Source organism: Pseudomonas sp. PA15(2017) (genome assembly GCF_001945395.1).
In the GTDB taxonomy this organism is placed as follows: Bacteria; Pseudomonadota; Gammaproteobacteria; order Pseudomonadales; family Pseudomonadaceae; genus Aquipseudomonas.
The window spans coordinates 29112-54975 of sequence record NZ_MSXV01000035.1 but is presented as its reverse complement, the minus strand read 5'-3'; the positions used below and the strand labels follow the sequence as shown (position 1 = coordinate 54975).

Sequence of the window (25864 nt, the reverse complement as noted above, 5' to 3'; positions counted from 1 at the left end):
TCACTTGCTTGACCGCTTCGATTTTGAATTCTTCGGGGTAACGCTGGTTGCTCATGGCACCTCCTAGTGGGCCTCATTATGAGGCTTGGAGGTGTCTACGAAACTAGGGGCGATTCACTTAGAGCGGCCGTTCGCCGATCCACTGTGGGAGCGCGCCATGCGCGCGAAAAATCGCGGGCATGGCCCGCTCCCACAGATAATCACCAGCTCATCCTTCGGGAGCGAACGGCCGCTTCCGCCCCACTTACCCGCCAAATCGACGAACCTGGGGCGAAGGATTGTCACCAGTTCCTAGGCTCGCCCTCCCTTCGAAAGCGAGTCGGGAGGCCTAGTCTGTGCCCGCGAAAATCCCAGCCCTGCAGCGATGCTCTCTGCCTTACCTGGCCACAGGAAGCGCCCCCTTCTCCTACTGCAAATGCTCCAGCAATACCTGGATAGGATGGCGCAGCGTGGCGTTCTTCAGCCGCGCCACCTGGCTGCGGCACGAATAGCCGGTCGCCAATGGCTCGGCGGCGGCGCCGGAATCCAGCGCCGGTTCCCAGGACTGGGCGAAGATCGTCCGCGAGGTTTCCAGGTTGCGCGCCTCGTGCCCGTAGGTCCCGGACATACCACAGCAACCGGTAGCCTCGGCCGACACCTGCAGCCCGGCCTGCTCGAATACCTTCACCCACATTGCCGCACTGGGCGCCGCGTTGGTCTTCTCGGTGCAGTGGCCCAGCAGCCGGAACGCTACGTTCTTGGCCGGCAGCTTGGGCTGGCCGTCGAACGCCTTGAGCAGCCATTCCTGGGGCAGCAGCACGTCCGGGCATTCGAGGCCGGCGATCTTGCGGTATTCCTGGCGGTAGACCACGGTCATCGCCGGGTCCAGCCCCACCAGCGGGATGTCGAAGCCGGCCAGCGCCTGCAGACCTTTCGCGGTGCGCCGTGCGGTGCGCTCGAAGGCCGGCAGGAAGCCCTGCACGTGCAGCGGCTTGCCGTTGGCCATGAACGGCGCCAGCCATACGCGATAGCCCATCCGGCTGGCCAGTTCGATGAAGGCGGCGAACACCGGCGTCTCGAAATAGCGGGTGAAGGCGTCCTGCACCAGGATCAGGCTCTTGCCCCGCTTCGCCGCGCTCAGGCGCGCCAGTTCGGCAGGCGTGGCGATCGTCAGGTGATGGCGCGCCGCCAGGGCCTTGAAGTCGAAATCGCTGAGCAGCGGGCTGTCGACCATGCCGATGCGCTCGGCCAGCAGGCGCGTGACCAGGGGCGACCCCATCACCCCGTTGTACAGCCGCGGCATGCGGGCGAACAACGGCAGGCTGAATTCCAGCGAGCCGATCAGGTAGTCGCGCAGCGGGCGCAGGTAACGCTGGTGGTAGCGCTCCAGGAAGCGCGAGCGAAACTCCGGCACGTTGACCTTCACCGGGCACTGCCCTGCGCAGGACTTGCACGCCAGGCAGCCGGCCATCGCTTCGTAGACCTCGTGGGAAAAGTCGTCATCGCCCGCGCGGGAATGACGCCAGCGGTTCGGCAGGCTGCGCAGGAAGTCCAGCGGGCCGCAGGCGATCGGCGCCAGCACGTCCACGCCGGCCTGGCCCTGCAGGCGCAGCCACTCACGCACCAGCGAGGCCCGGCCCTTCGGTGAATGCACGCGCTGGCGCGTGGCCTTCCAGGACGGGCACATGGCGTCGTCCGGGTCGAAGTTGTAGCAGGCGCCGTTGCCGTTGCAGTGCACCGCCGTGCCGTAACTCTGCCACACACGCTCGCCGATCTGCCGGTCGAGGTCGCCGCGCAGGGTCACTTCGTCGATTTTCAGCAGCGCCTCGTCGCTGCCTAGGGGCGTGGCGATCTTGCCGGGGTTCAGCTGGTTGTAGGGGTCGAACGCGGCCTTGAGCGCCTGCAGCGAGGCATACAGCTCGCCGAAGAACGCCGGCGCGTATTCCGAGCGCACGCCCTTGCCATGCTCGCCCCACAGCAGACCGCCGTAGCGCTGGGTCAGGGCCGCCACCGCATCGGAAATCGGTCGGATGGCCGCGGCCTGCTTCGGGTCCTTCATGTCCAGGGCCGGGCGCACGTGCAGCACGCCGGCATCGATGTGGCCGAACATGCCGTAGGTCAGGCCGTGGCCGTCGAGCAGCGCGCGGAACTCGGCGATGAAGTCGGCGAGGTTTTCCGGCGGCACCGCCGTGTCCTCGACGAACGGCTGCGGGCGCACCTCGCCGTCGACGTTGCCGAGCAAACCCACCGCGCGCTTGCGCATCGCGTAAACCCGCGACACCGCCGCCCGCCCGCTGGCCAAGGTGTGGCCGAGGCGCACCACGCTGGCGTCCTGCTGGATGTGCTGGATGAAGCGCTCGACGCGGCCGTTGACCTCATCAGGGTCGTCGCCGCTGAATTCCACCAGGTTGATGCCCAGGGTCGGCCGCCCGGGATCTTCGGGGAAGTACTCGGCGACGCCATGCCAGACGATGTCATTCATCGCCAGTAGCAGCACCTTGGAATCCACGGTCTCGATGGACAGCGGCTGCAGAGTGATCAGGTTGCGCGCATCGCGCAGCGCGTCCATGAAACCGGCGTAGCGTACGTTGACCAGCACCGAGTACTGGGGAATCGGCAGCACGTTGAGGCGCGCCTCGACGATGAAACCCAGAGAGCCTTCGGAGCCGCACAGCACGCTGTTGAGGTTGAAGCGCCCGTCCGCCTCGCGCAGGTGCGCCAGGTCGTAGCCGGTCAGGCAGCGATTGAGCTTTGGAAAGGTCGCCTCGATCAGCGCCGCCTTCTCGCGCTGGATCTGCTCGGCGCACTGGTACACCTGGCCGGTGCGGTCGCTGCGGGCCAGCTGTTCGCTGAGGGTCGACTCGCTCACCGGGTGGCTGTGCAGGCGCTCGCCGCCGAGCAGGATGGTGGTCAGTTCCAGCACATGGTCGCGGGTCTTGCCGTAGGTGCAACTGCCCTGGCCGCTGGCGTCGGTATTGATCATGCCGCCGATGGTCGCACGGTTGGAGGTCGACAACTCCGGGGCGAAGAACAGCCCGTAAGGCTTGAGCGCGGCGTTGAGCTGGTCTTTGACCACCCCGGCCTGCACCCGCACCCAGCGCTCTTCGGCATTGATCTCCAGGATGCGGTTCATGTGCCGCGACAGGTCGACCACCACACCGTCGGTGAGCGACTGCCCGTTGGTGCCGGTGCCGCCGCCGCGTGGCGTCAGCTTGACGCTGCGGTGCGCAGGCTCGCCGACCACCCGCGCCAGCACTTGCACGTCGTCCTCGTCGAGGGGGAACACCGCCGCCTGGGGCTGACGTTGGTAGATGGAATTGTCAGTCGCCAGCACCGTGCGGCTGGCGTGGTCACGGGCGATCTCGCCGCGAAAACCGGCGGCGCCGAGCGCGTCGAGAAAGGCCAGGTAAAGGGCCTGGGTCGGTTGTGGAGCACTCAGGCTGGCGATCATCGGTTATCTCCCATGGATCTACACGCCTCTAACAGGCCATTGAAAAACTACCTGCGTTGCCATTGCTGCGTTAAAAACAGCCTCAAAATGCTCATGTACAACTCGTACACTCCGCTTTTTCGGCTGTTTTTGCCTTGCACTGGCCGCCTCGCCTACGTTTTTCAAAGGCCTGCCTACGGGCGATTGCATCAGGCTTTTGATGCACACATTTTCGGCAGCACGTCTCTGTGCTACAAGGGTATTTGCCGTCGCAACCCATGAGTTTTATGAATGAATCTGCGCAGACTGACGCCATCCATGTCCCTGCTGCTGGCCTTCGAGTCGGCGGCGCGCCACCAGAGCTATACCCGTGCCGCCGCCGAACTGTCGCTGACCCAGAGCGCGGTGAGCCGCCAGGTGCAGGCGCTGGAAGCCTTCCTGGGCATCACCCTGTTCCAGCGCGAAGGCCGTAACGTGGTGCTCACCGACGTGGGCCGGCTGTACGCCGACACCCTGTCCGACGCCCTGGCGCGCATTCGCAACGCCACGCTGCAGGCCATCGACTACGGCTCCGGTGGCGGCACCCTGCGCCTGGCGCTGCTGCCGACCTTCGGCTCGACATGGCTGCTGCCGCGGCTGCACGAGTTCTATGCGGCGAACCCAGGCGTGCAGGTGCACATCCATTCGCGCATCCACGCCGATTTCAGCGACGGCCAGCTCGACGCCGCGATCTGCGTGGGTGACGGCGCCTGGCCGGAACTGATGGCCCACCCACTGCTCGAGGAATCCATGGTGCTGATCGCCAGCCCGGCGATTCTCGCGGCCGGCGAGCCGCTGACGCCCGACCTGGCGGCCAGGCAGCTGCTGCTGCAGGTCGCCAGCCACCCGCCGATGTGGTCGACCTGGTTCGCTCGGCATGGGGTGAACAGCGGGCAACTGCAGGACGGCCCCAACTTCGAGCTGACTTCGCATCTGATCCAGGCCGTGCGCGCCGGCATCGGCGTCGGCCTGGTACCTCAGGTGCTGGTCGAGGAAGAACTGCGCCAGGGCCAGTTGCGCACCACAGGCACACCGGTTGCCAGCGGCCGCACCTACTTTCTCGCCTACCCCAAACGCAATGCCGTGCTGCCGGCGCTGGGCATGTTCCGTCAGTGGCTGCTCGATGGTGTGGCCAATGGTGGCGAGTGTGGTTGAGGATCGAATCAGCACCGCAAATCGGCCAGCTCTCGGCAACAGCCGGCCGATTGGAGACCCGCGCGCCGCAAGCGCTTGACGGCGCCCGGCCCGACGCTCATAAACGCATGCCCAACCGCCTCAAGGAACCGAGCCCATGCCCCGCCCGCCAGACGACCTGCCCATCTATCGCGTACTGACCGGCCCCGACGACGCCAGCTTCTGCCGGCGGGTCAGTGCCGCCCTGGAGATGGGCTACCAACTGCACGGCACCCCGGCCCTCACCTTCAACGGCCAGAACGTGATCGTCGCCCAGGCGGTGATTTGGCCAGGTTCCGCAGCGACGCCGGCGAACTGAACCAGGCTGGATCCAGAGGGTGGCGAGCGCCGTTACTGACGACTCGATAACCTTGCCAGCCGATTGCCACCCCGAACAAGCCCAGGCCGAGCAGGCAAACCACCGCCTGAGTCGCGCCCAAGGTGGTCAGGGGCAAAGTCCAATACCGACACCAGCCAGGTGGTGATCGCCGCCGCGCCCATGGTCAGAAAACCGAGCAGAGCCGAGGCCGGGGTCGTTCGGGCCGATCAGCAGCAGGCCGTCAGCCAGCGCCGCGACAGCGAGGCCGTTGATCACGCTTTCAGGCCTCACGCCCATCATCTTCCTCCACGGTGCGCTCGTGGAATTCGATCATTGCAGCCTCTCGGCCAGGTTGGCAGCGAGCAGCCCGGCACTGCTCGCCCGAGATTAGGCGTGCGCGTCTTCGGGTTCGTCATTCGGGCTGATCCTGAACCAGATGGCGTACATCGCCGGCAGGAACACCAGGGTCATGATGGTGCCCACGAAGGTGCCGCCGATCAGGGTGTAGGCCAGGGTTCCCCAGAACACCGAGTGGGTGAGCGGGATGAAGGCGAGGATCGCCGCCAGCGCCGTCAGCAGTACAGGCCGAGCACGCTGCACGGTGGCCTCGACCACGGCCTGGAAGGGGTCGAGCCCTTCGCGTTCGTTATGGTGGATCTGCCCGATCAGGATCAGCGTGTTGCGCATCAGGATCCCCGACAGTGCGATCAAGCCGACCAGGGCGTTGATGCCGAACGGCTGCTGGAACAGCAGCAGCACCGGCACCACGCCAATCAGGCCCAGCGGTGAGGTAAGAAACACCATGACCATGGCCGAGATCGAGCGTACCTGCAGGATGATGATCAGCAGCGTCAGGGCGATCATGATCGGCAGCAACGGCGCGATCGCCTTGCTGGCCTTGCCGGACTCCTCGATGGAGCCAGCCATCTCGATGCGATAGCCGGCCGGCAGCGTCTCGATGATCGGTTGCAGGTCTTTCCACACGGCAGTAGACACGTCCGGCGGTTGCAGCCCCTCGGCAATATCGCCGCGCACGGTGATGGTCGGTGTGCGATCACGGCGGCGCAGGACCGGATCTTCCATGCGCACGTTCACTTCGCCGACCTGGGACAGCGGAATGCGCTGGCCCGCTGAGCCAACCAGCGTGAAGCCCGCGATCTTCGCCGGGTCGAGGCGAATTTCTCCCGCCGCGCGTCCGACCACCTGCACGGCGCGGATGTCCTCGCGCACCGAGGTGATCGGCACGCCGCTGAGCAGGAACTGCAGTTGCTGTGCCACAGCGTTGGAACTCAGGCCAACGGCCTGCAGGCGATCCTGATCCAGAGAAAAGTGCAGCGTCGGCACCCGCGGGCCCCAATCGGCATTCACCGTGCGCATCATCGGACTGGCCTGCAACACGGCCTGCACGCGGCTGGCGATTTCGCGCAGTTGCATGGCATCGGGCCCCATTACCCGGTAGGCCACCGGGTACGGTGAATACGGGCCGAACACCAGTTGGGTGACGCGCACCTTGGCTTCGGGCGCCAGGCCTTCGGAGGCCGCTTCACGGATGCGCAGCTTGAGGGCTTCACGGGCCTGCTGACTGTCCGTCAGCACCACGATCTTGGCAAACGAAGGGTCAGGCAGCTCCGGCGCCATGGCCAGGAAAAAGCGTGGCGGGCCCTGGCCGATGTAGGCGGTGACGATCTTGGCTTCTTCCTGCTTGCGCAGCCACGACTCGACCTTGATGGCCGTGGCGTTGGTCTGCTCGATTGACGTGCCATAGGGCAACTGCAACTCGACCAGCACTTCCGGGCGATCGGACGTCGGGAAGAACTGCTTCTTCACCAGCCCCATGCCCAGTACGGCGCCCACGAACGCGGCGATCACCACGCCGGCCACCAGCCACTTGTGCGCGATGACGCGCCCCAGCAGCCTGCGAAAGCGGTTGTAGTGGCGGGTGTCATAGATGGCCGCGTGGCCGCCCTCGACCTGCTTGATGTCGGGCAACAGTTTCACGCCCAGATAGGGGGTGAACGCCACGGCCACCACCCAGGAAGCGATCAGCGCGATGCCGACGATCCAGAACATGTTGCTGGTGTACTCGCCGGCCGTGGACTGCGCGAAGCCGTTGGGCATGAAGCCGATGGCCGTGACCAGCGTACCAGAGAGCATCGGCGCCGCGGTGTGGCTCCAGGCATAGGCCGATGCCTTGAAGCGGTCGTAGCCCTCCTCCATCTTCACCACCATCATTTCGATGGCGATGATGGCGTCGTCCACCAGCAGGCCCAGGGCGAGGATCAGCGAACCCAGGGTAATGCGGTCGAAGTTCTTGCCGGTGGCCGCCATCACCACGAAGACGATGGCCAGGGTCAATGGCACGGCGGCCGCGACCACCACCCCTACGCGCCAGCCCATACTGATGAAGCAGACCAGCATCACCACCAGCAGGGCGACGAAGAACTTGACCATGAACTCATCGACGGACGAGCTGATGTTGACCGCCTGGTCGGTGACCTTGGCCAGCGTCATGCCCAGCGGCATGGCGTCATTGATGCTCGCCGTTTCCGCGTCCAGCTCCGCGCCGAGGTCGAGGCCGTTCCAACCCTCGCGCATCACCACGCCGAGCAGCAGCGCGGGTTCGCCACCATTGCGCACCAGAAAGGTGGCGGGGTCTTCGTAGCCACGCTCCACGGTCGCCACATCGGCAAGTTTCAGGGTTCGCCCCTGCACGGCAATCGGCGTGTCACGGATCTTCGCCAGGGTGTCGAACGCGCCATCCAGGCGCATTACCACTTGCGGGCCGGAGGTTTCCACCGAGCCGGCTGGGGTCAGCGCGTTCTGGCTGTTGAGTGCAGCGAAGATGTCTTGTGCAGTCACGCCCAGCGTCGCCAGCCGGTCATGGGAAAAGGACACGAAAATGCGCTCGGCCTGCTCGCCGATGATGTTGACCTTCTTCACCCCCGGCACATGCAGCAGGCGCTGACGCAGCGATTCGGCTTCGCGTACCAGCTGGCGCTGCGGCTCGCCCCTGGCCTTCAGGGCATACACCGCGAAAGTCACGTCCGAGAACTCGTCGTTGATCATTGGCCCGATGACCCCAGGCGGCAGGCTCCCGGCTTCGTCACCGAGCTTCTTGCGGGCCTGGTAGAACTCCTCCTGCACCTGCGCAGGCGGGGTGCTGTCGAGCAGCGACACCATGGTGAACGCCAGGCCCGCACGGGTGTAGGTTTCGCTGCGGTCGTACCAGCGCAGCTCCTGCATGCGCTTTTCCAGCGGTTCGGCGACCTGATCCTGCATTTCCTGGGCAGTGGCGCCCGGCCAGGCGGTGATGATGGTCATCTGCTTGACGGTGAAGGGCGGATCTTCGGCGCGGCCCAACTGGAAGAACGCCAGAGTGCCGGCCAGCGCGATCAGCAGAATGAGAAACAGGGTGATGGCGCGCTCGCGAACCGTCAGTGCCGACAGGTTGAAACGGCCCTCATTCATGGCTGGCTCCCGGCGACGGCAGGCGCCTGGGCAACTCGCACCTCCTGATCGGCATGCAGCAGGTGCGCGCCCAGCGCCACCACCTGCTCGCCCGCGCCAAGACGGCCTTCGATTCGCGCCGCCTGATCGCTGATCCCCACAACCCGTACCGACCGCCAGGCGACTTTCGCCGGCTGGCCAGCGACCACCCAGACGCCGGGGCCATTGCCCGGGTCGTACAGCGCGGCAGCAGGCACCTGCAGCGCCTGGGCTGCATCGCTCGCCGCGGCGATATCGAGGGTGATGGTGGCACCGAGCGGAGCGTTGGCCAGCGCGCCGTCGAGTACGTAGCGGGCCTCGAAGGTGCGCGTGGTGGCATCGGCGGCCTCGGAGAGCAGCCGCAGCCTGGCCGCAACCGAGGCGCTGCTGCTGCCATACAGGGCAGCCTGGGCGGTCGAACCCGGCGCCGGGCGCAGGGTTTCCGGCAGGTGCACGATGGCTTCGCGCTGCCCTGCTCGCGCCAGCCGCACCACGGGCTGCCCGGCGCTGACCACCTGGCCGGGCTCGGCCAGGGTTTCCATCACCACGCCGTCGGCATCGGCCAGCAAGGCGGCGTACCCCGTGGCATTGCGCGCCACATCGGCCTGGGCCTGGGCAGCGCTGAGCTGCGCCCTGGCGGAATCGGCAGCCGCCTTGATCTGGTCGTAGGTCGAGGCCGACACCGCTCCGGCGGCGACCAGCCCGCGGTAACGGGCTTCGTCGTCAGCCGTCTGCCTGGCCTGCGCTCGAGCAGAGGCGACGGCCTCCTGCTGCGCCCGCGCCTGCAGTTGCAGGTCGACGGGGTCGAGGCGCATCAGCGGCTGGCCGCGCCTGACCGTTTCACCGGTGTCGACCAGACGCTCCAGCACCTTGCCCGAGACGCGAAAGCCAAGGTCGCTCTGGGTCCGTGCGACCACCACACCGGTAAAGAAACGAACGGCCCCGGCTGCCTGCTCGACCGCTGCCAACCGAACCAGCGGCGGCTTGGCGCGGGGGTCTTTCTTGACAGACGAATCGCCGCACGCCACCAGGACGAGAGGCAGCAGGCAAACGGCAAGCACGGCGGGCACGAGGCGCATGGGTTCCATCACTCAAGAGCAATTCGGGAACCTCATTCTTTAACTAGTGACCAATATTGTCAATAGTCACTAACACCTGACTATGGAGCCAAGCTGCGCAATATCAGCGCCGGCAGGTGCGCGGCGGCCTCGGCGGCGTCGTCCAGGTTGTACTGCAACTGGGCGGAATTGACATAGGGCCGCAGGATCAGAAAGATCGCGTTGGTGGTTTCGTTCAGCGGCGTCTTGCGTTCGAATTCGCCCGCTTCACGGCCCTCGAGGAGAATCTGCTGGATTAGCTCGCGAACGCGCAGCTCGTGCGCCTTGACCGACGGCCACTGGTCGCGCGAGGCCACCGCCGCGATGTCGTAGAGCTTGCGGTCGTGGAAGAACAGATCGCTGCCAGCCTCTGAAATCGAACGGAACAGGCGCCTCAGCTTCTCCGAGGCACTCGGCGCATCGGCCAGTGCTGCTTCGACGATGCCCATGATCATAGCCAGGCGATTGGTGCAGATCACCCCACCTATGGCCTGCTTGGAATCGAAGAATTTATAGATGTAGGCCTTGGAGAAACCGATCGCCTTGGCGAGGTCCGAAACCGTGGTTTTCTCATAGCCGTAATGGCCGAAATGTTGGGTCGCGGCGTTGATGATCTGGTCGCGAATCTCGTGATCCTGCGGCCCGCGGGTGGTCGAGTTGTTCATGTCGTTGTTCATGCCTAGAGCTTAACTCCACGGCGAGCTGATTGACAGCATGTGACCAATCTATAATATGGTCACTATCTATTTTCGCTTACGAGAATTCCCATGCCTGCCATGCGCCCCCTTGCCCTCGTGATCAGCACCAGCCTGGCGGCGGGATGCGCGGTCGGCCCGGATTATCATCGCCCGGACGCGCCACTGGCCGACCATTATCTCGAGCAGGCCGCCGTGGAGCGGCGAGCCGCGCCGCCCCCCGCCAGTTTCGCCCGCTGGTGGGAAGGCTTCGGCGACGCCCAGTTGAGTGCGTTGGTCGACGAAGCCCTGGCGCAGAACCTCGCAATCGCCCAGGCCCGGGCCCGCGTCCTGCAAGCCCGCGCCGGCCTGGGCGCTGCCAATGCGGCGCTGCTTCCCTCGGCCACGGTCAACGGCCAGGCCGCACGTGCCTATCAATCGGTGGAAACACCCCTGGGCCGGGTGCTGGACGCCACGCCCGGCTACGAACGCTATGGTAATAGCTACGCGGCTAACCTCGAAGCGAGCTGGGAACTGGATGTATTTGGCGGCCTGCGCCGAGGCAGGGAAGCCGCCCTGGCGGACTACCAGGCGTCCGAAGCCGGCGTCGTCGCTACACGACTGGCGGTCGCCGCGCAGACCGCGGACGTTTACACAAGCATCCGCGGCCTGCAGGCGCGCCTGGCGATTGCCGAGCGGCAGGTCGACACCCAGCAGGCGTTGCTGGAGAAGGTGCGCCTGCTGCACGCGCGCGGCCTGGCCGCCGATTATCAGATGCAACAGACCGAGGGCGAGCTCTCGCAAGTCAGGGCCAGCTTGCCGGTCTTGCGGACGGGCCTCGATGCAGCCATGAACGCGATGGACGTGATGCTTGGCAGCGCGCCGGGCACCCACCGCGCCGAACTCGCCAACGCAGGCGCCATTCCACGTGCGCCGCAGCTCACGGCGACGGGCGCGCCCGCTGACCTGCTGCGCCGCCGGCCGGATCTGATCGCCGCAGAGCGCCGATTGGTCGCCGCCAATGCACGCATCGGCGAGGCGATCAGCGAGTACTACCCGAAATTCTCACTCAGCGCCCTGCTCGGCAGCGCCACCACGCAAGGCGGCAACCTGTTCCGCGCTGGCGCCGCGCAATCGGCAGGCGTGCTGGGGCTACGCTGGCGGCTGTTCGACTTCGGGCGTATCAACGCCCAGATCGACGGCGCCAAGGGCCAGGAAGCCGAAGCGCTCGCCGCCTATCGCCAGTCCGTACTGACGGCCAGCGAGGATGTGGAAAATGCCTTCTCTGCGCTGGTCAATCGCGAAATCCAGGCGGCTACCCTGACAGCCGGCGAAACCTCCCTGGCAAGCGCCCGGCAGTCTTCATTCATTGCCTATCAGAACGGCGCCGCCAGCCTGATCGACGTACTCAACGCCGACCAGACCCTGCTGCGCACCTCCGACGCCAGATCGCAAGCCCAGACCGAGTCGACCCGCGCCGCCATCGCTGCCTTCAGGGCGCTGGGCGGCGGCTGGGAAATGCCGGAACGGTTGGTGATGCGCTGACGCTACATCAACGCCACCAACGCCGCCGTCAATTGCGGCGAAGCGTTGTACAGCGGCACATGCCCGCGTTGCAGCACTTGAGCGCTGCGGCGGTAGGCCACGGTTCTGACCTCCAGCCCGACGCCGGCGTCGCGAGCCACCACCGTGGCGTCGAGGATGCCGGCGGGGTTTTCCATGGCCACGGCGTATTCGGCGAACTGTTCGCCGACCTGCGGTGTGGCGGCAGCCAGGCGGGCGGCGACGGTGCCGGGTATCAACGTGGCGGCAGCCAGGCAGCAGCCGCCGGACACGGCCATCGAGGCGTGCAGGGTTTGCGGGGTGAAGTAGCGTACCGAGAGCGTGCCGCCGATCACCGCCGGGCCAATGATGCACACCTTGGGGATGGTTTCGCTGCGGCTGATGTCTTCGCGACTCATCGGCTCGCCAGTGCGTTTCTTCAGGCCCATGCGCAACCCCGCCTCGATCCACACCTCGCGCAGCGCGTGCATGAAGGCGCTATCGGCCTCCAGCTCGGCGAGCGGCTCGTGCGCCGTCTTGCCAAAGAATGCTGCGTCAATGATCACCATCGGCACCGCCACATCCACGCAGGACACCGGGTGGCCGAGGATCTCGTCGAGCACATTGCCGGTCGGCAGCAAGGCGCCAGTCTTGGCGCCGACCGGGTGATGCAGGAACAGATCGACACCGGGAAACTGCCCCGGCACGCCGGGAATCGCCACCTTGCGCAGGGCATTGTCGGCGTCGCGCAGCACCCGCCCGGTGGTGATCACGCCGGTATTGGTGTTGCGAATATCGATCTCGAAATCACCACTCGCACCATCGGCCAGGCCCACATCCAGCGCCCACAGCGGCAGTGCCGACGACATGTTGCCGCAGTTCACGCTCCAGTCGATGGCCGAGTGACTGGCGGCCAGCTGCGCCAGAGTGCTGACAAGGCGCAACTGGCCCGCGACGCTTTCCAGCTCGACGAAGAACACCTTGTTGCTGGTCGCCGGGCCGCGGCCCAGGCCGGTGAGCTGGCGGTTGCCGGGCGCCTCGCCGTGCAGTGGCACGCCCATCAGGTGACGCAGCAGTTCCTCGCACAGGGCGATGTCCTGGGGGGCGAAGCGCTCGTCGATGACCAGGCCGGTCGAGGTGCCGCCGCGCATGAAGTGCACGGGAAAGGCCACCACGCCGCCGTCCACGCGAATACCTGCCGAAAGGGGCTCATGCATTACCGGTCTCTCCTGCTGCGCTGGATCGTTTGGCGGCGCTCAGGCGCTGCGAGAAGTCCTGGTGCTGGAGCGCCTGGGCAGCCGACTGCAACACCCGGCGCAGTGGATGGCCGATCTCCTGCTCGAGATGCTCGATGGCGCGGAAGGTCGCCGCCCAATGGCCGATCAGCGCGGGCAGCAGCCGTTGCCCGGCCGGCGCCAGGTGGATCTCGCTCTTGCGCGCATCGGCGCCGCGTTGGCGGGTGATCAGGCCGTCCGCCTCCATCTGGCTCACCGTCTGGCTAATCGCCCCTTGAGTCAGGTGAGTGCGCGCGGTGATCTCGGTGATGGTCTGCGCGCCCGCCTCGATGGCGCGCAGCACCGGCGTGTAGCGCGCGCGGTAGGTGAGGCCCATATCCTGATAATGCTGCTCGGCACCGCGCTCCACCAACTCGGATACGTAGCGCAGCAACTCACCCAGGCCGGGTTCGATCTTCACGGTCATCGACGGCTCCATCAGCACCTCTGCAAAATACATTAGTGCTAATGTAGTTTTCCAGCAATAAGCGTCCATTGCCCCTCCCGGAGACCATCCCATGTCGACCCTGACCTTTCGCAAAGCACAGCGCACCGACTTGGAAACCATCGTCGCCCTGCTGGCCAGCGACCCGCTCGGCCAGGCTCGCGAAGACGCCTCCACGCCGTTGCAAGCTGCGTACGTCAGCGCCTTCGAGGCCATCGACGCCGACCCGAACCAACTGCTGGTCGTGGTCACCGATGCGGGCCGGACGATCGGCACCCTGCAGCTGACCTTTCTGCCGAACATCTCGCGCCTGGGCGCCTGGCGCGCGCAGATCGAGGCAGTGCGCATCGACCCGAACTGTCGCAGCGCCGGTATCGGCCACGAGATGTTCCTGTGGGCCTTCGAGCAAGCCCGCGCACGCGGCTGCCAGTTGATCCAGCTGAGCTGCGACCACACCCGCACGCAAGCCCAGCGTTTCTATGAAGGGCTGGGCTTCGAGGCCTCGCATGTCGGCTACAAGAAGCGTCTCTGAAGCGAGTCTGCACCCACCGCCGGTCACTCTTGCGGTGATGACTGAGGCAATTACGGCAGCACAGCGCAATGCAATGCAATAAGCCTCACAGCTCAAGAACGCGGTTGCACACCTGGATGAATGCCCGCAACTTGGGTTGATGCCTGGCGGTTTTCGAGAAGTACAGAAACAGCCCATCGCTGCCGGGCGAGCAGTCCAGCAACGCCGGCTCCAGGGTGCCGGCTGCCAGCTCGCGCGAGGTATGGAAGGTGGACGAATAGATCAGCCCTGCACCTTTGACGGCCAGGCTGCGCATCAGCTCGCCGTCGTTGACCGTGATGGCGCCCACCGGATCGACCCGTACGGTGGAGCCGTTTTCCAGAAACTCCCAGCGGTAGATATCGCCCTTCTCCGGTCTGCGAAAACGGATGCATTGGTGCTGTATCAGGTCGCGGGTCTGCTGGGGTTTGCCGTGCGCCCTGAAGTACGCCGGTGAGCCGAACACGGCCCATCGATAAGGCTGGCACAGGCGCACCGCGATCATGTCCTGGGCGATATAGGAGCCGATCAGGATGCCCGCATCGTAGCCCTCGGTGACGAAATGCTCATGGCGATTGCTCACCGTGATTTCCACGTTGAGGTTCGGCCAGGCCTGCCGAAAGACCGGCAGCACGGGTTCGATGACATGGGGCAACGCCAGGCGCTCGACGATCAGCCGCAAGGTACCCGAAGGTGCCTGCGCCGACTGCGCCGCATCCTCGAGGCCGCTGGCAATGGCCTGGGCTGCCGGGCCGACCGTCTCCAGCAGTGCCTGGCCCGCCTCGGTCAGGGACATCCGGCGGGTGGTGCGATGGAACAGCGGCAGGCCCAGACGCTGCTCAAGGCGTTGCAGGGCCTGGCTGATCGAACCGGGCGTCCTGTTCAGATCGAGCGCTGCCTTGCTCACGCTCAGGCGCCTGGCCGCCGCCAGGAACTCGGGCAAGCCGTCGAAGCTTGGTGGTTGGCTCATGCTCGCTCCGCTGTCCTGACGCGCCAATGCAAGGCCGCAGATTACCCGACCAGCTCAACTAAATGAGCACCGATTACAATGATTTTCTAAATAGCGTATTCAGCTCAACCCCATTACTCCCAGTTGCTGGTGCCCCTAGAGTTGGCCGGACGTTCATCACTGGGAGATAGCAAGCATGTCTGCAACCAAGCGCATCATCGGGCTGGCCACCGCGCTTTTCGCGCTGGTGGTCGGCGCCTCGCCGGCACTGGCCGAGCAAGCGGTGAAACGGGAAAAGGTACTGATCGTGGTATCGAGCCTGGACAAGAAAACCGAGAGCCTGGTCGGCGGCTTCTGGTTTCCCGAACTCACCCACCCGGTCGAAGTATTCGACGAAGCCGGTATCGATTTCGACCTGGCGAGCCCCAAGGGTGGATTGGCGCCATTCGACGGTTTCGACCTGAAGGACGAAGCGAGTCTCGCGTTCTGGACCAACCCGCAACACCGCAACAAACTGGGCAACACCCTCAAGCTCGCTGATGTCGATGCCTCCAGCTATGCCGCGGTGCTGCTGGTGGGCGGCCATGGGCCGATGTGGGATTTCGTCGACAATCCCCAGCTCGCTGGCATCGTGCGAACCCTCTATGAAAACGGCGGCGTGGTCAGCGCGGTGTGTCATGGCCCGGCCGGGCTGCTCGATGTGACGCTGAGTGACGGCCGCAAGCTCATCGAAGGCCGTCGCCTCACCGCTTTCACCGCCGAGGAGGAAGCGTCGCGGGGCTACGACAAGATCGTGCCGTTCGAGCTGGAAGGCGCGTTGAAAAAGGCCGGTGCCCGCTTCGAGGAAGCAGCGGTTTTCGAAAATCGTGTGGTGGTGGATGGGCGGCTGATCACCGGCCAGAACCCGGCGTCGGCCAAGGCGCTCGGCGAAGCGGTGGTGAAGGCGTTGCAGACAAAAGCGCAGTGACGAGCGCTATGGATGGGGTTTCTGTGGCAAAGTCGCACCCGAGCAGATCGCCGCGCTGATTGACTCGGCCAGGTGGCCCGGCAATGGGCTGCTGAGCGACAGGCTCGTGCCTGGGCCAATCGCCCAGTCCGCCCCGGCTTCCCAGGTACGCGCCCATGCCCCAGCTGCAGTTCCCCATCCCGACCAGAGCCCTTTCGCATGCCTAGGCCCCGCTTGTTCAGCGCCGGTGGCGGCCTCTGCCTGGCCGTATTGGCGGGCCTGCTCATGGTGTTTCTGCTCGACCCGGTGCCGGTGCAGAAGGCCCGCCATGCGGTGTTCGATCAGTACCAACGCTTGCAGCCGCGGCCTTATCAGGACACGCCGGTGCGCGTCGTCGACCTGGATGAACAGAGCCTCGCGCGCATCGGCCAATGGCCCTGGCCGCGCACTCAGGTGGCGGCCCTGGTGGAACGGCTCGAACAAGCCGGCGCGGCAGCGGTGGTATTCGACGTGTTGTTCGCCGAGCCCGATCGCACCTCGCCGGAACAGCTCCTGCGCGGCAACCTGCTACCGCCGGCCTTGGCCACGCAACTGGCCGCCCTGCCGGCCCATGACGGGCAGTTCGCCGAGGTACTGAAGCGCAGCAATGTCGTGCTCGGCTTCGCCGCCGAGCAGAGCCACCACGATGGCGGGCCACCGCTGAGCCGCTTCGGCCTGGTGCAACAGGGCCCCTCCCCCCTCGCCTTCGTCCCCGCCTTCCAGGGCGCCGCGCGCCCGCTGCCGGAGCTGGAGCAGGCCGCCCGCGGTATCGGCGCCATGACCTTCAGGCCCGACGCCGACGGCGTGGTGCGCCGGGTGCCGCTGTTCGTGTCGCTGAACGGCGAATTGCGCCCCTCGCTGGTGGCCGAGGCGCTACGCGTGGCGCAGCGCACGGGGCGCTACCGGATCGTCAGCAGCGAGGCCGGCGTGCAGCGTGTCGATATCGGCCGCGTGCAGATTCCCACTGCGGCCAGCGGCGAGCTGTGGGTGTATTTCTCCCGGCCACAGGCGAGCCGCAGCATCCCTGCCTGGCAGGTGCTGGACGGCTCGGCGCCGCCGGTCGACGGCAGCATCATCCTGGTCGGCACCTCGGCCCAGGGCCTGCAGGATCTGCGCTTCAGCCCGCTGGGCGGGATCATTCCCGGCGTCGAGGTGCACGCTCAGGCCCTGGAGCAGGTGCTGACCGACACGCTGTTGCTGCGCCCCGGCTGGGCATTGGCCGTGGAAGCCCTGACCCTGTTGCTCGGTGGCCTGCTGCTCGGCGTATTGGCGCTTTATGCGCCGGCCCTGGTGTCGGCCGTATTGATGCTCGCGCTGGTAGCCGCGCTGAACGCGGCGGCCTGGTATGGCTTCGTGACGCACCGCGTGTTGCTCGACCTGTTCACGCCGTCACTCGGGCTGATACTGGTCTACGGCGTCGCCAGCATCGTTCGCCACATGGCTGCCGAGCGCGAGCAGCGCTGGATCCAGGCGGCCTTCTCACGCTACGTGTCGCCCAACCTGGTCAGTCATCTGGTCGCCCATCCGGAGCAGCTGACCCTCGGCGGGCAGCGGCAGAGCTGCAGCTTCGTGTTCACCGACATCACCGGTTTCACCGCGATGATGGAGGGCCAGGCGCCCGAGGCGGCGGTCAGCCTGCTCAACGATTACCTGGAACAGGTGATCGGCATCGCCTTTCGCCACGAGGGCACGCTGGATCGCATCGTCGGCGATGCGGTGGCGATCATGTTCTCGGCGCCGATTCCCCAGGCCGACCATCAACAGCGCGCTCTGGCCTGCGCCCTGGAGATCAACCGTTTCGCCCGGAGTTACGTCACGGCCCTGGGCGAACGCGGCATCACCTTCGGGCAGACGCGCATCGCCGTGCACAGCGGTGACGTGGTGGTGGGCAACTTCGGCGGCTCGGTGATCTTCGATTACCGCGCCCTGGGCGATCCGGTGAACACCACCTCACGCCTGGAGAGCCTGAACGGACAGGTGGGTACCCTGCTCTGCGTCTCCGGCGCGATCCGCGAGCACTGCCCGCAGGTGCCGATGCGTCCGGTCGGCGAGGTGCTGCTCAAGGGCAAGGCCGAGGCGGTGCCGGTGTTCGAGCCCCTGGAGGCCATGGACGTGTCGGTGAGCGAGCGCGATGACGCCTACGAGGCGGCTTACCGGCTGCTGGCGAGCGGTGCTGGCGATGCCCTGGGCGCGTTCGAACGCCTCGCCGAGCAGCGCCCCTGGGACGGGCTGGTGGCCTATCACCTGCAGCGCCTGCGCCATGGTGAACATGGCAGCCGGCTGGTGATGGCCAGCAAGTAGCGCGGGCTCAGCGGATGGTGATTTCCACCCGCCGGTTGGCAGGTTCCTGCGTGTTGTCCGGGGTCTTCACCAGCAGGTTGCCCTCGCCGTGGGAGGTCACCACCAGCTCCAGCGCCTGCAGGCCGTTGTCCTGCAGCTGGCGGGCGATGGCCCGGGCGCGCAGCAGGCCGAGGTCTTCGTTATCCAGCTTGCTGCCAACGGTGTCGGTATGGCCGATCACCGAAACCGCGGATGGCCCGCGGTCACGCACGGTCTGCAAGATCTCGGGAATCTCCGCCGCGGATTTCGCAGTCAGCTTGGCGCCGCCAGTCCTGAAGTACAGCAGGTAGCTCTTGGGCAACGCCGGCTGCGCCGCCCGCGCGGCGGAGAAATCCTTGTCGATGCGCGGCTGCTCGACCTGGAACGGCGTGGTGCTGCGGCCATCGAGATTGACCCCATAGCCTTTCTGGTCCACGCGGGCCAGGCCCTTGCCGGTGCGAACCTCGATGGCGCCGGTGCTGCCATCGGGGCTCTCCACCAGCACCACATAGGATTTGGAGGCGCAGCCAGTGCTGAGCAGGGCGCAGAAAAGGAGCGCAGCTGTGCGCATCGGATTGGAAAACATGCCGTGTCGGCCTCAATCAACCTTGACGAGAAAATGCGTGCCACGCACACCGATGGTGCCAGTCGGGGTGTTTATCTCGACAGCCTCCGGCTTGAGCTTGGCGATGGTGCCGGAGATGTAGTCGAGCGTGCCGTGGGTGATCTTGGCGCTCAGTTTCAGATCGTCCTGGGCGGGGTCGAAGATGAATTCGTCGAGCGCCAGCTCGCTGTTGGGGCCGAAGGACATCACCGTGTTGTCCCTGAGGGTCACGCCCATGGAGCCCGTCGGGCCGGTCTTCACCGTGCTGCCGACATACAGCGGCGTGCCGATCGTCGCAGCCTGGGTCGCACCGTCCTGGATGACGCTAGCCTCACCCTGAACCTTCATCACGTAACCGATCGACGAACGGGGTTCGGTGGCAAAAACCGAACTTACTAGCAATACGCCAGCTAGCGGCCATATCCTGAAAGGTGCAAACACAGTACTCTCCTTCTTCTCTCTCATTCCCTGAGTCGAACTGAGCGTTGCACATCCAGCCGCAGCACCGTTGCCTGGTCGGATGGTACGTGAAGTACGCGATGGGACCGTAGCGCAGGTTGCAGCATGTCATCAGGGCAAATCAAGCAGCGATTCAGACTCCGCTTCAGGAGCAGGAGCCTGGTCGTCACCCTGTTCCTGCTGCTGCAGCTGGCACCGCTGTTCGCCCTGACGCTGGGTGCCCCGCCGTTGCTGGTACTGGGCCTGTCCGTGGGCATCCTGCTGTGCACGATGCCGCTGGTACTGGGCGGTATGCAGAGCATAGATCGCACCCTTGATCTGCTAGTGCAGGACACGCAAAGAATCCGCCAGATGGATTTCTCCGGCGAGTTGCCGCCGGCCTCGCTGTTCGCCGAGATCGAGACCCTCAACCGCAACCACATCGACATGAAGGCCGCCCTGCAAAGCCAGACCCAGGCACTGCAGGCTTCGCAGCTCAAGCTCGCCAGCCTGGTGGAAAATGGCCTGTTGCTTTCCGCCGAGCGCGACCGCGACGCCTTGCTGCGCCATATCCTGATGCAGGGCAAGCGCACCTGTAACGCCCAGGCCGCCACCCTGTACCTGAAGACCGAGCACGGCACGCTGCGCTTCGCCCTGCGCTCGATGGACGACGAGCTGCCGACAATCGAGATTCCCTTGCACGACCCGCACAGCGGCGCGCCCAACGAGCGGCACGTATCGACCTACGCGGCGCTGCACAACGAAACCGTGGTGATCGACGACGTGTACACCGAAAGCCGCTTCGACCTCAGCGGAACCCGCCGCTTCGACAGCGACTCGGGCTTTCATACCGTCTCCATGCTCACCGTGCCCCTGGCGCCCCGCGGCGGCGAAGTGATCGGCGTGCTGCAGTTCATGAACGCCCTGGACGTCGAGACAGACGAGGTCATCGCCTTCTCGCCGCCGGTGGTCGCCTTCATCGGCGCCCTCGCCTCCCAGGCCGCCGTGGCGTTGGAAAACCACAACCTGATCGATTCGCAGCGGGCACTCATCGACGGCATGATCGAGATTCTCGCCGGCGCCATCGACGCCAAGAGCCCATACACCGGCGCCCACTGTGAGCGCGTACCGGAGCTGGCGATGATGCTCGCCGAGGCCGCCAGTGAAGTGAACGAAGGGCCGCTGGCGGGCTTTCGCTTCACCACCGCAGACGAATGGCGCGAGTTTCGTATCGGCGCCTGGCTGCACGACTGCGGCAAGATCACCACGCCCGAGCACGTGGTCGACAAGGCCACCAAGCTGGAAACCATCTACAACCGCATCCACGAAGTACGCATGCGCTTCGAGGTGCTCCTGCGCGACGCGCAGATCGAGCGGCTGCAGCAGTTGCAGGACGGGCGGAACCCGGCGCAAGCGGACGCGCACTACCACGCCACCGCCCAGGCCCTGCAAGACGAGTTCGCCTTCATCGCCGGCTGCAACATCGGCGGCGAACTGATGAACCCCGAGCACGTCGGCACCCTGCACAACGCAGGCGAACGCACCTGGCTAAGGCATTTCGATGATCGCCTGGGGCTTTCCACCGCCGAGCTGGCGCGCGTCGCCGAACTGCCCGTAGAGCCGCTGCCGGCCCTCGAGCGGCTGCTGGCCGACAAGCCGCAGCATATCTTCCCGCGCCCGGAGACCAAGGAGTTAGCCCCCAAGTACCGCTTTCAGGTCAGCGTGCCGGAGCACCTCTACAACTACGGCGAGCTCTACAACCTGAGCATCAGCAAGGGCACCCTGACCGCCGAAGAGCGCTTCAAGATCAACGAGCACATCATCCAGACCATCGTCATGCTGGAAAACCTGCCGCTGCCCTCGAACCTCAAGCGCGTGCCGGAATACGCCGGCACCCACCACGAAACCCTGCTCGGCACCGGCTACCCGCGCAAACTCGACAAGAGCCAGCTGTCCATCCCGGCGCGCATCATGGCCATCGCCGACATCTTCGAAGCGCTGACGGCTTCCGACCGTCCCTACAAGCAGGCCAAGACCCTCTCGGAATCGATCGCCATCCTCGCCACGCTGCGTGACAAAGGGCATATCGACGCCGACCTGTTCGCCCTGTTCTTGCGCAGCGAACTGCCGATGCGCTACGCCCAGCGCCACCTGCACCCCGACCAGATCGACTTCATCGACATCGAGCGTTTCGTGCCGGCAAGCCAGCCGGTTGAGCAGCTGGCCGCTGTCAGCGCAACGCATTGAAGGCTGAAAGGGGCGATATCCGGCGAGCGCCTCGCTGAGGCGACGTCGCTGGTGCCGATCCGCGACCTAGGGTAGACAAATGATCGAAACTCGACTGTTACGCCAGTTCGTTGTCGTTGCTGAAGAGCTGCATTTCAGCCGTGCCGCAGAACGGCTGCATATGGCGCAGCCACCGCTCAGTCAGGCGATCAGACGGTTGGAGGAGCAGATCGGCTATCCCTTGTTCGTTCGAGACAAACGAACGGTGGGGCTCACCAGCGCAGGGATGGCCCTTCTGGGAAAGGCTCATGAACTGCTAGGCGCGCTGGACGAAAGCGTCGCGTATACCCGGCGAGTCGCCCAGGGTATGGACGGGCATTTGGTGGTTGCCATGATCAGCCTCAGCCACTATCCAGGCTTCTGGCGCGCACTGAGCGCATTCAGAACGCAGATGCCTGCTGTCGAGCTGAGTTTCATCGAGGCCACTACCAAAGAACAGGTAGAGCTTCTTGAGAGCGGCGAGGCCGATGTTGGCGTGATGCGTTACCCCGGAACGACAACCCCCTCGCTGACCATCGAACAACTGCTGCTGGACCCTATTCAGGTTGCCTTGCCTGCAGCTCACCCTTTGGCAGCGAGCACTGCAGTAAGGCTTGAGGACATGTCTGACGAGTCGTTCGTCATGTCGGCTCGTGCCCTGGGGCAGGGCTTTCATGACCAGTTACTGGCGCTATGCAAAGGTGCAGGTTTTTCGCCAAGGATCGTTCAGCAGGCCAGGCAAATCCAGACGGTTTTAGGGCTGGTAGCGGCTGGCTATGGGGTGGCGCTGGTACCGGCCTCATTCCAGAGCTTAGGGCTACACGACGTCGCATTCCGGCCATTGCAGCACGGTAGCTCAGAGGAGCTGGCCTCGGTCACACTGAACGTTGCCAGCAACAATTCGGTCGCCTCGCCGCTGCGAGACTTGTTTATCGGGACGCTAAGGCGCGATGTCTAATACCCCAATCGTCTCACAAGCCAACATAAACAATATTTCACGGCGCGCCTTGTAAATCAGAGCATGCACCTGTCTTTTCCAACCGGAGATCGGTCATGCAATATCGCTCATTAGGCAGTTCATCTCTGCAGCTTTCGGTTCTGTCATTTGGCAGCTGGATTACCTTCGGTACACGTCTCGACCAACGTGGCACCAATGAATGCCTTGCTTGCGCCTTCGATCACGGCATCAACTTCTTCGATAGCGCCGAGGTGTACCTTGGCGGTGAAGCCGAGCGTATGCTCGGACGCGGGATCGAGTCGCTTGGCTGGTCGCGAGACAGTTACTGCATTTCCAGCAAGGTGCTGTTCGGCACCGCTGACAATCACTCTACCGCGAATCCCTCCCGGCCAACGCAGCAGGGCCTGAGCCGCAAGCACATTACCGAAGCGTGTAACCAGGCACTGCAACGCTTTGGCGTCGACTATCTGGATTTCTATCTGTGCCACCGACCGGAGCCCGGTATGTCCACTGCGGAAATTGCCTGGACCATGAACACACTCATTCAGCAAGGCAAGGTGTTGCACTGGGGCACATCGGAGTGGCCTGCGGAGGATATTTTGAGGCTGATAGAATTTTGTCAGCAAAACTGCCTCATTCCCCCGCAACTGGAGCAACCGCAATACAACCTGTTCCATCGAAAGCGTGTCGAGCGCGAATACCAGCCACTCATTCATGAGCACGGGCTCGGTCTGACTACTTGGTCGCCACTGGCGTCCGGCGTTTTGGCGGGTCGTTACGACGAGGGAATTGCGGTGGACAGCCGGCTGGCGACCGAGGGTTTTTCCTGGCTCGAAGATTTTGTTTTCGAGAACAAGCGCGACGAGCGAATCGAGGCCGCTAAACGGATCAAGACGATAGCCGACGAACTGGGTGCAACACGCGCTCAGTTGGCATTGGCCTGGGCGATCAAAAATGAAGCTGTAACGTCGGTTTTGATTGGCGCCTCGAGCGTTGCGCAGTTGCAGGAAAACCTGGGAGCGCTTGATGTTTTACCGAAGCTTGAAAACGCCGTGCTTCGCAAGATAGATGAGAACTTCCGATAGGCCGCTCCGGTTCCCGGCAAGCCGAGCCCGGAGATCAAAGCTACCCAGGCGCGGGTGTCATCGAGCACGGCGGCGCCCTTGGCGAAAGCGAAGTAGTAGAGCGCGGTGGCCAGCAATCACATGGCCAGAAAATGCTGGGCGTTTCCAGTACTCACGGCGCATCGCACCGGTGATGACCGCGTAGGTCAGCACCGGGGTGAGTCCGAACAGCGCACGCAGCAACGTGATCTGCAACGGCGAGATGAACGCCGCAGCCATTTTGACGAAAATGAAATTGCTGCCCCAGATCACGCCCAGGAAAGCGCACACGGCGATGGCAGACTTGTTCATGGCAGTTCCGATTCGGGAGATGGATTTACTACTCGCGGCGGCTTCCCATGGCCTGGCAGCAGGCGTAGCCTCGGCGCTACAGGCTGCAAAACCTGACAAGACCAGGCGCTCTGCAGAGAACCAGAGAAGTTTTTCCAAGCCAATAGAAAATTCATCACCATGCAGACAGGCTTTCCCGGCTTGCCATCGCTCAACGCATTGCGCGTATTCGAAGTGGTGGCGCGTCACCTTAACTTCCGTATCGCCGCCGAAGAGCTGGGTGTGACCCAAGCTGCAGTCGCGCAACAGATCCGCGGGCTGGAGGCGAGCCTGGAGATTCGTTTGTTCGAGCGGTTGCCACGCGGCCTGGGGCTGACCGATGCCGGCAGGAGCTACAGCGAGAGCGTGCGCAGGGCGTTGACGATAATCGATGAGGCGACCCGCCGGTTGCGCCCGGAGTCGTCGCAACTCACGGTCAGCGTTACCCCCACGTTCGCCTCCAAATGGCTGATACCGAGGCTTGGCGACTTCGCACAGAGCAGTCCGCAAATCGATCTGCGGTTATTGGCCACCGAGCGCATCTCTCACTTCCAGACCGATGGCGTCGATATCGCCGTGCGTTACGGCCAACCGCCATTTGCTGCGGGGTTGAATGCCGAGCTGCTGATGGAGCAGCACATCGTGGCGGTGGCAAGCCCAAGGCTGCTCAAGGACAAGGGCCACCCAAACTCCTTCGAAGCCTTGCAGGGCTTTGTCGCACTGCATGATGCGCATAACTTCTGGCCAGAGTTCACGGCCATGGTTTTTCACGACCACCCGTTGCCGTCAGCCAGGAACCTGCACTTCAACCAGACCTCACTGGCGATCGAGGCCGCCATAGGCGGACAAGGTATAACCCTCGCCACCTATGCATTCGTGAAGGATGACATCGCCGCTGGCAGGCTGGTGCAGGTGTTCGCGCAGCGGCTGTGCCTCGACAAAGCGTTCTATCTGGTATGGCCGCGCAAGGCATCGCAGGCAGCGCATTTGGGGGTTGTCAAAGAATGGCTCAAGCGCCAGGCGATCAATAGCAAATCTACTGGCTAGGCGAAGCCCGGCTACCTCCCTCACAGGACCTGCGGCTGCTAGTGTGGAGTCATCTGCATTAGCGCAGTTTCACCCTCTGGGAGGCAGCATGCCTGAAGAAAAAGTTGCGATCATCACTGCCGCTGGCAGTGGCATGGGCGCCGCCGTCGCGAAGCGTCTGGCGGCGGACGGTTTCAAGGTCGGTATTCTTTCGTCGTCCGGTAAAGGCGAAGCCCTGGCCAACGAGTTGGGTGGTATCGGTGTGACGGGGAGCAACCAGTCGGTCGAGGATCTTCAGCGCCTGGTCGATGCCGTGATTGGCAAATGGGGCCGCATCGACGTGCTGGTGAACAGTGCAGGCCACGGCCCGCGCAAGTCCATCCTGGAGCTCACCGATGAAGACTGGCAGCAAGGCATGGAAACCTACTTTCTGAATGCCGTGCGCCCGGCGCGCCTGGTCACGCCGATCATGCAGCAGCAGCAGGACGGGGTGATCATCAACATTTCCTCCGCGTGGACGTTCGAGCCCAGCGACCTGTTCCCGACGTCGGCAGTGTTCCGCGCAGGCCTCGCCTCGTTCAGCAAGGTACTCGCCGACACCTATGCCAAGGACAACATTCGCATCAACAACGTGTTGCCCGGCTGGATCGACAGCCTTCCAGCCACCGAAGGGCGGCGCCAGGGCGTGCCGCTGCAACGTTATGGCACCAGCGATGAGGTAGCGGCCACCGTCGCGTTTCTGGCGAGCACCGGCGCGGCTTACATCACGGGCCAGAACATCAGGGTCGATGGCGGGGTCACGCGCAGCGTCTGAGCCTGGCAGGCTGCCTGCCCCGGCAACGCATCACGCTGGAGCGAATAGCCGCTCCATGGTTTTGA

The 25864-nt window shown here is 64.7% G+C and carries 22 protein-coding genes; 11 read left to right on the top strand and 11 right to left on the bottom strand.

The features are described from left to right. Positions 1-406: 406 nt before the first annotated feature. On the bottom strand, positions 407-3430 hold the full coding sequence (locus BVH03_RS11500; RefSeq protein ID WP_075961283.1) for an FAD-binding and (Fe-S)-binding domain-containing protein: 3024 nt from the start codon (positions 3428-3430) through the stop codon (positions 407-409). A gap of 270 nt (positions 3431-3700) precedes the next feature. Here BVH03_RS11500 and BVH03_RS11495 point away from each other — a divergent pair, with 270 nt between their 5' ends. Next, a complete protein-coding gene (locus BVH03_RS11495) occupies positions 3701-4603 on the top strand; it encodes a LysR substrate-binding domain-containing protein (protein WP_075961282.1) in 903 nt (300 codons plus the stop codon). Positions 4604-4739: 136 nt separating this feature from the next. After that, positions 4740-4940, top strand: coding sequence for a DUF1737 domain-containing protein (locus tag BVH03_RS11490; protein WP_075961281.1), 201 nt, complete (start codon positions 4740-4742; stop codon positions 4938-4940). A 126-nt stretch (positions 4941-5066) separates the two neighbouring features. On the opposite strand, the gene BVH03_RS26345 is transcribed toward BVH03_RS11490, so the two are convergent. From BVH03_RS26345 to BVH03_RS11475, 4 genes are all read right to left on the bottom strand, one after another. Continuing rightward, positions 5067-5231 (bottom strand): hypothetical protein, encoded by a 165-nt coding sequence (locus BVH03_RS26345; protein WP_168175614.1) that lies wholly within the window; start codon positions 5229-5231, stop codon positions 5067-5069. 96 nt (positions 5232-5327) lie between these two features. Next, the gene (locus tag BVH03_RS11485; RefSeq protein WP_075961280.1) at positions 5328-8408 is read right to left on the bottom strand and encodes an efflux RND transporter permease subunit; all 3081 of its coding nucleotides are present in this window, start codon (positions 8406-8408) and stop codon (positions 5328-5330) included. Next, complete coding sequence (locus BVH03_RS11480; RefSeq protein ID WP_371915352.1) at positions 8405-9505, bottom strand: efflux RND transporter periplasmic adaptor subunit; 1101 nt, start codon at positions 9503-9505, stop codon at positions 8405-8407. Before BVH03_RS11480 ends, BVH03_RS11485 begins: the two co-directional genes overlap by 4 nt. A gap of 80 nt (positions 9506-9585) precedes the next feature. Beyond that, positions 9586-10200 (bottom strand): TetR/AcrR family transcriptional regulator, encoded by a 615-nt coding sequence (locus BVH03_RS11475; RefSeq protein WP_075961278.1) that lies wholly within the window; start codon positions 10198-10200, stop codon positions 9586-9588. 90 nt (positions 10201-10290) lie between these two features. Between BVH03_RS11475 and BVH03_RS11470 the strand changes: the two genes are divergently transcribed. Then, on the top strand, positions 10291-11742 hold the full coding sequence (locus BVH03_RS11470; RefSeq protein WP_075961277.1) for an efflux transporter outer membrane subunit: 1452 nt from the start codon (positions 10291-10293) through the stop codon (positions 11740-11742). 2 nt (positions 11743-11744) lie between these two features. On the opposite strand, the gene BVH03_RS11465 is transcribed toward BVH03_RS11470, so the two are convergent. Continuing rightward, a complete protein-coding gene (locus BVH03_RS11465) occupies positions 11745-12956 on the bottom strand; it encodes a PrpF domain-containing protein (RefSeq protein ID WP_075961276.1) in 1212 nt (403 codons plus the stop codon). Further along, entirely contained in the window at positions 12949-13440 is a 492-nt protein-coding gene (locus BVH03_RS11460) for a MarR family winged helix-turn-helix transcriptional regulator (RefSeq protein WP_075961286.1), read from the bottom strand. Before BVH03_RS11460 ends, BVH03_RS11465 begins: the two co-directional genes overlap by 8 nt. 91 nt (positions 13441-13531) lie before the next feature. Here BVH03_RS11460 and BVH03_RS11455 point away from each other — a divergent pair, with 91 nt between their 5' ends. Then, the gene (locus BVH03_RS11455; RefSeq protein ID WP_075961275.1) at positions 13532-13990 is read left to right on the top strand and encodes a GNAT family N-acetyltransferase; all 459 of its coding nucleotides are present in this window, start codon (positions 13532-13534) and stop codon (positions 13988-13990) included. 85 nt (positions 13991-14075) lie between these two features. Here BVH03_RS11455 and BVH03_RS11450 read toward each other — a convergent pair whose 3' ends face one another. Then, positions 14076-14978 carry a LysR family transcriptional regulator gene (locus tag BVH03_RS11450; protein ID WP_075961274.1) on the bottom strand — a complete coding sequence of 301 codons (903 nt, stop codon included), beginning with the start codon at positions 14976-14978 and terminating at the stop codon, positions 14076-14078. A gap of 175 nt (positions 14979-15153) precedes the next feature. Here BVH03_RS11450 and BVH03_RS11445 point away from each other — a divergent pair, with 175 nt between their 5' ends. Further along, positions 15154-15924 carry a type 1 glutamine amidotransferase domain-containing protein gene (locus BVH03_RS11445; protein WP_075961273.1) on the top strand — a complete coding sequence of 257 codons (771 nt, stop codon included), beginning with the start codon at positions 15154-15156 and terminating at the stop codon, positions 15922-15924. 198 nt (positions 15925-16122) lie between these two features. Continuing rightward, entirely contained in the window at positions 16123-18243 is a 2121-nt protein-coding gene (locus BVH03_RS11440) for a CHASE2 domain-containing protein (RefSeq protein ID WP_075961272.1), read from the top strand. Between the two features lie 7 nt (positions 18244-18250). Here the strand turns inward: BVH03_RS11440 and BVH03_RS11435 are convergent, their stop codons facing one another. Together BVH03_RS11435 and BVH03_RS11430 are read right to left on the bottom strand one after the other, a co-directional pair. After that, on the bottom strand, positions 18251-18847 hold the full coding sequence (locus tag BVH03_RS11435) for an OmpA family protein (protein ID WP_075961271.1): 597 nt from the start codon (positions 18845-18847) through the stop codon (positions 18251-18253). A 12-nt stretch (positions 18848-18859) separates the two neighbouring features. Next, positions 18860-19213 carry a FecR domain-containing protein gene (locus BVH03_RS11430; protein ID WP_256574686.1) on the bottom strand — a complete coding sequence of 118 codons (354 nt, stop codon included), beginning with the start codon at positions 19211-19213 and terminating at the stop codon, positions 18860-18862. A 216-nt stretch (positions 19214-19429) separates the two neighbouring features. Here BVH03_RS11430 and BVH03_RS11425 point away from each other — a divergent pair, with 216 nt between their 5' ends. From BVH03_RS11425 to BVH03_RS11415, 3 genes are all read left to right on the top strand, one after another. After that, complete coding sequence (locus BVH03_RS11425; RefSeq protein WP_075961269.1) at positions 19430-21550, top strand: HD domain-containing phosphohydrolase; 2121 nt, start codon at positions 19430-19432, stop codon at positions 21548-21550. Positions 21551-21629: 79 nt separating this feature from the next. Next, entirely contained in the window at positions 21630-22526 is an 897-nt protein-coding gene (locus BVH03_RS11420) for a LysR substrate-binding domain-containing protein (RefSeq protein ID WP_075961268.1), read from the top strand. Between the two features lie 95 nt (positions 22527-22621). Continuing rightward, entirely contained in the window at positions 22622-23611 is a 990-nt protein-coding gene (locus BVH03_RS11415; RefSeq protein WP_075961267.1) for an aldo/keto reductase, read from the top strand. A 57-nt stretch (positions 23612-23668) separates the two neighbouring features. On the opposite strand, the gene BVH03_RS11410 is transcribed toward BVH03_RS11415, so the two are convergent. Continuing rightward, entirely contained in the window at positions 23669-23941 is a 273-nt protein-coding gene (locus BVH03_RS11410) for an EamA family transporter (protein WP_075961266.1), read from the bottom strand. A 159-nt stretch (positions 23942-24100) separates the two neighbouring features. Between BVH03_RS11410 and BVH03_RS11405 the strand changes: the two genes are divergently transcribed. Together BVH03_RS11405 and BVH03_RS11400 are read left to right on the top strand one after the other, a co-directional pair. Next, entirely contained in the window at positions 24101-25006 is a 906-nt protein-coding gene (locus tag BVH03_RS11405) for a LysR substrate-binding domain-containing protein (protein ID WP_075961265.1), read from the top strand. A gap of 88 nt (positions 25007-25094) precedes the next feature. Further along, complete coding sequence (locus BVH03_RS11400) at positions 25095-25799, top strand: SDR family oxidoreductase (RefSeq protein ID WP_075961264.1); 705 nt, start codon at positions 25095-25097, stop codon at positions 25797-25799. Positions 25800-25864: the final 65 nt, after the last annotated feature.

What these genes read in the sequence shown, in the direction of transcription:
- BVH03_RS11475 (WP_075961278.1), bottom strand. Translation starts at nt 10,200, where the DNA reads ATGAACAACGACATGAACAACTCGACCACCCGCGGGCCGCAGGATCAC.
- BVH03_RS11500 (WP_075961283.1), bottom strand. Translation starts at nt 3,430, where the DNA reads ATGATCGCCAGCCTGAGTGCTCCACAACCGACCCAGGCCCTTTACCTG.
- BVH03_RS11495 (WP_075961282.1), top strand. Translation starts at nt 3,701, where the DNA reads ATGAATCTGCGCAGACTGACGCCATCCATGTCCCTGCTGCTGGCCTTC.
- BVH03_RS11465 (WP_075961276.1), bottom strand. Translation starts at nt 12,956, where the DNA reads ATGCATGAGCCCCTTTCGGCAGGTATTCGCGTGGACGGCGGCGTGGTG.
- BVH03_RS11485 (WP_075961280.1), bottom strand. Translation starts at nt 8,408, where the DNA reads ATGAATGAGGGCCGTTTCAACCTGTCGGCACTGACGGTTCGCGAGCGC.
- BVH03_RS11440 (WP_075961272.1), top strand. Translation starts at nt 16,123, where the DNA reads ATGCCTAGGCCCCGCTTGTTCAGCGCCGGTGGCGGCCTCTGCCTGGCC.
- BVH03_RS11450 (WP_075961274.1), bottom strand. Translation starts at nt 14,978, where the DNA reads ATGAGCCAACCACCAAGCTTCGACGGCTTGCCCGAGTTCCTGGCGGCG.
- BVH03_RS11470 (WP_075961277.1), top strand. Translation starts at nt 10,291, where the DNA reads ATGCCTGCCATGCGCCCCCTTGCCCTCGTGATCAGCACCAGCCTGGCG.
- BVH03_RS11420 (WP_075961268.1), top strand. Translation starts at nt 21,630, where the DNA reads ATGATCGAAACTCGACTGTTACGCCAGTTCGTTGTCGTTGCTGAAGAG.
- BVH03_RS11430 (WP_256574686.1), bottom strand. Translation starts at nt 19,213, where the DNA reads ATGAAGGTTCAGGGTGAGGCTAGCGTCATCCAGGACGGTGCGACCCAG.
- BVH03_RS11400 (WP_075961264.1), top strand. Translation starts at nt 25,095, where the DNA reads ATGCCTGAAGAAAAAGTTGCGATCATCACTGCCGCTGGCAGTGGCATG.
- BVH03_RS11460 (WP_075961286.1), bottom strand. Translation starts at nt 13,440, where the DNA reads ATGACCGTGAAGATCGAACCCGGCCTGGGTGAGTTGCTGCGCTACGTA.
- BVH03_RS11415 (WP_075961267.1), top strand. Translation starts at nt 22,622, where the DNA reads ATGCAATATCGCTCATTAGGCAGTTCATCTCTGCAGCTTTCGGTTCTG.
- BVH03_RS11480 (WP_371915352.1), bottom strand. Translation starts at nt 9,505, where the DNA reads ATGCGCCTCGTGCCCGCCGTGCTTGCCGTTTGCCTGCTGCCTCTCGTC.
- BVH03_RS11490 (WP_075961281.1), top strand. Translation starts at nt 4,740, where the DNA reads ATGCCCCGCCCGCCAGACGACCTGCCCATCTATCGCGTACTGACCGGC.
- BVH03_RS11455 (WP_075961275.1), top strand. Translation starts at nt 13,532, where the DNA reads ATGTCGACCCTGACCTTTCGCAAAGCACAGCGCACCGACTTGGAAACC.
- BVH03_RS11410 (WP_075961266.1), bottom strand. Translation starts at nt 23,941, where the DNA reads ATGAACAAGTCTGCCATCGCCGTGTGCGCTTTCCTGGGCGTGATCTGG.
- BVH03_RS11445 (WP_075961273.1), top strand. Translation starts at nt 15,154, where the DNA reads ATGTCTGCAACCAAGCGCATCATCGGGCTGGCCACCGCGCTTTTCGCG.
- BVH03_RS11435 (WP_075961271.1), bottom strand. Translation starts at nt 18,847, where the DNA reads ATGTTTTCCAATCCGATGCGCACAGCTGCGCTCCTTTTCTGCGCCCTG.
- BVH03_RS11425 (WP_075961269.1), top strand. Translation starts at nt 19,430, where the DNA reads ATGTCATCAGGGCAAATCAAGCAGCGATTCAGACTCCGCTTCAGGAGC.
- BVH03_RS11405 (WP_075961265.1), top strand. Translation starts at nt 24,101, where the DNA reads ATGCAGACAGGCTTTCCCGGCTTGCCATCGCTCAACGCATTGCGCGTA.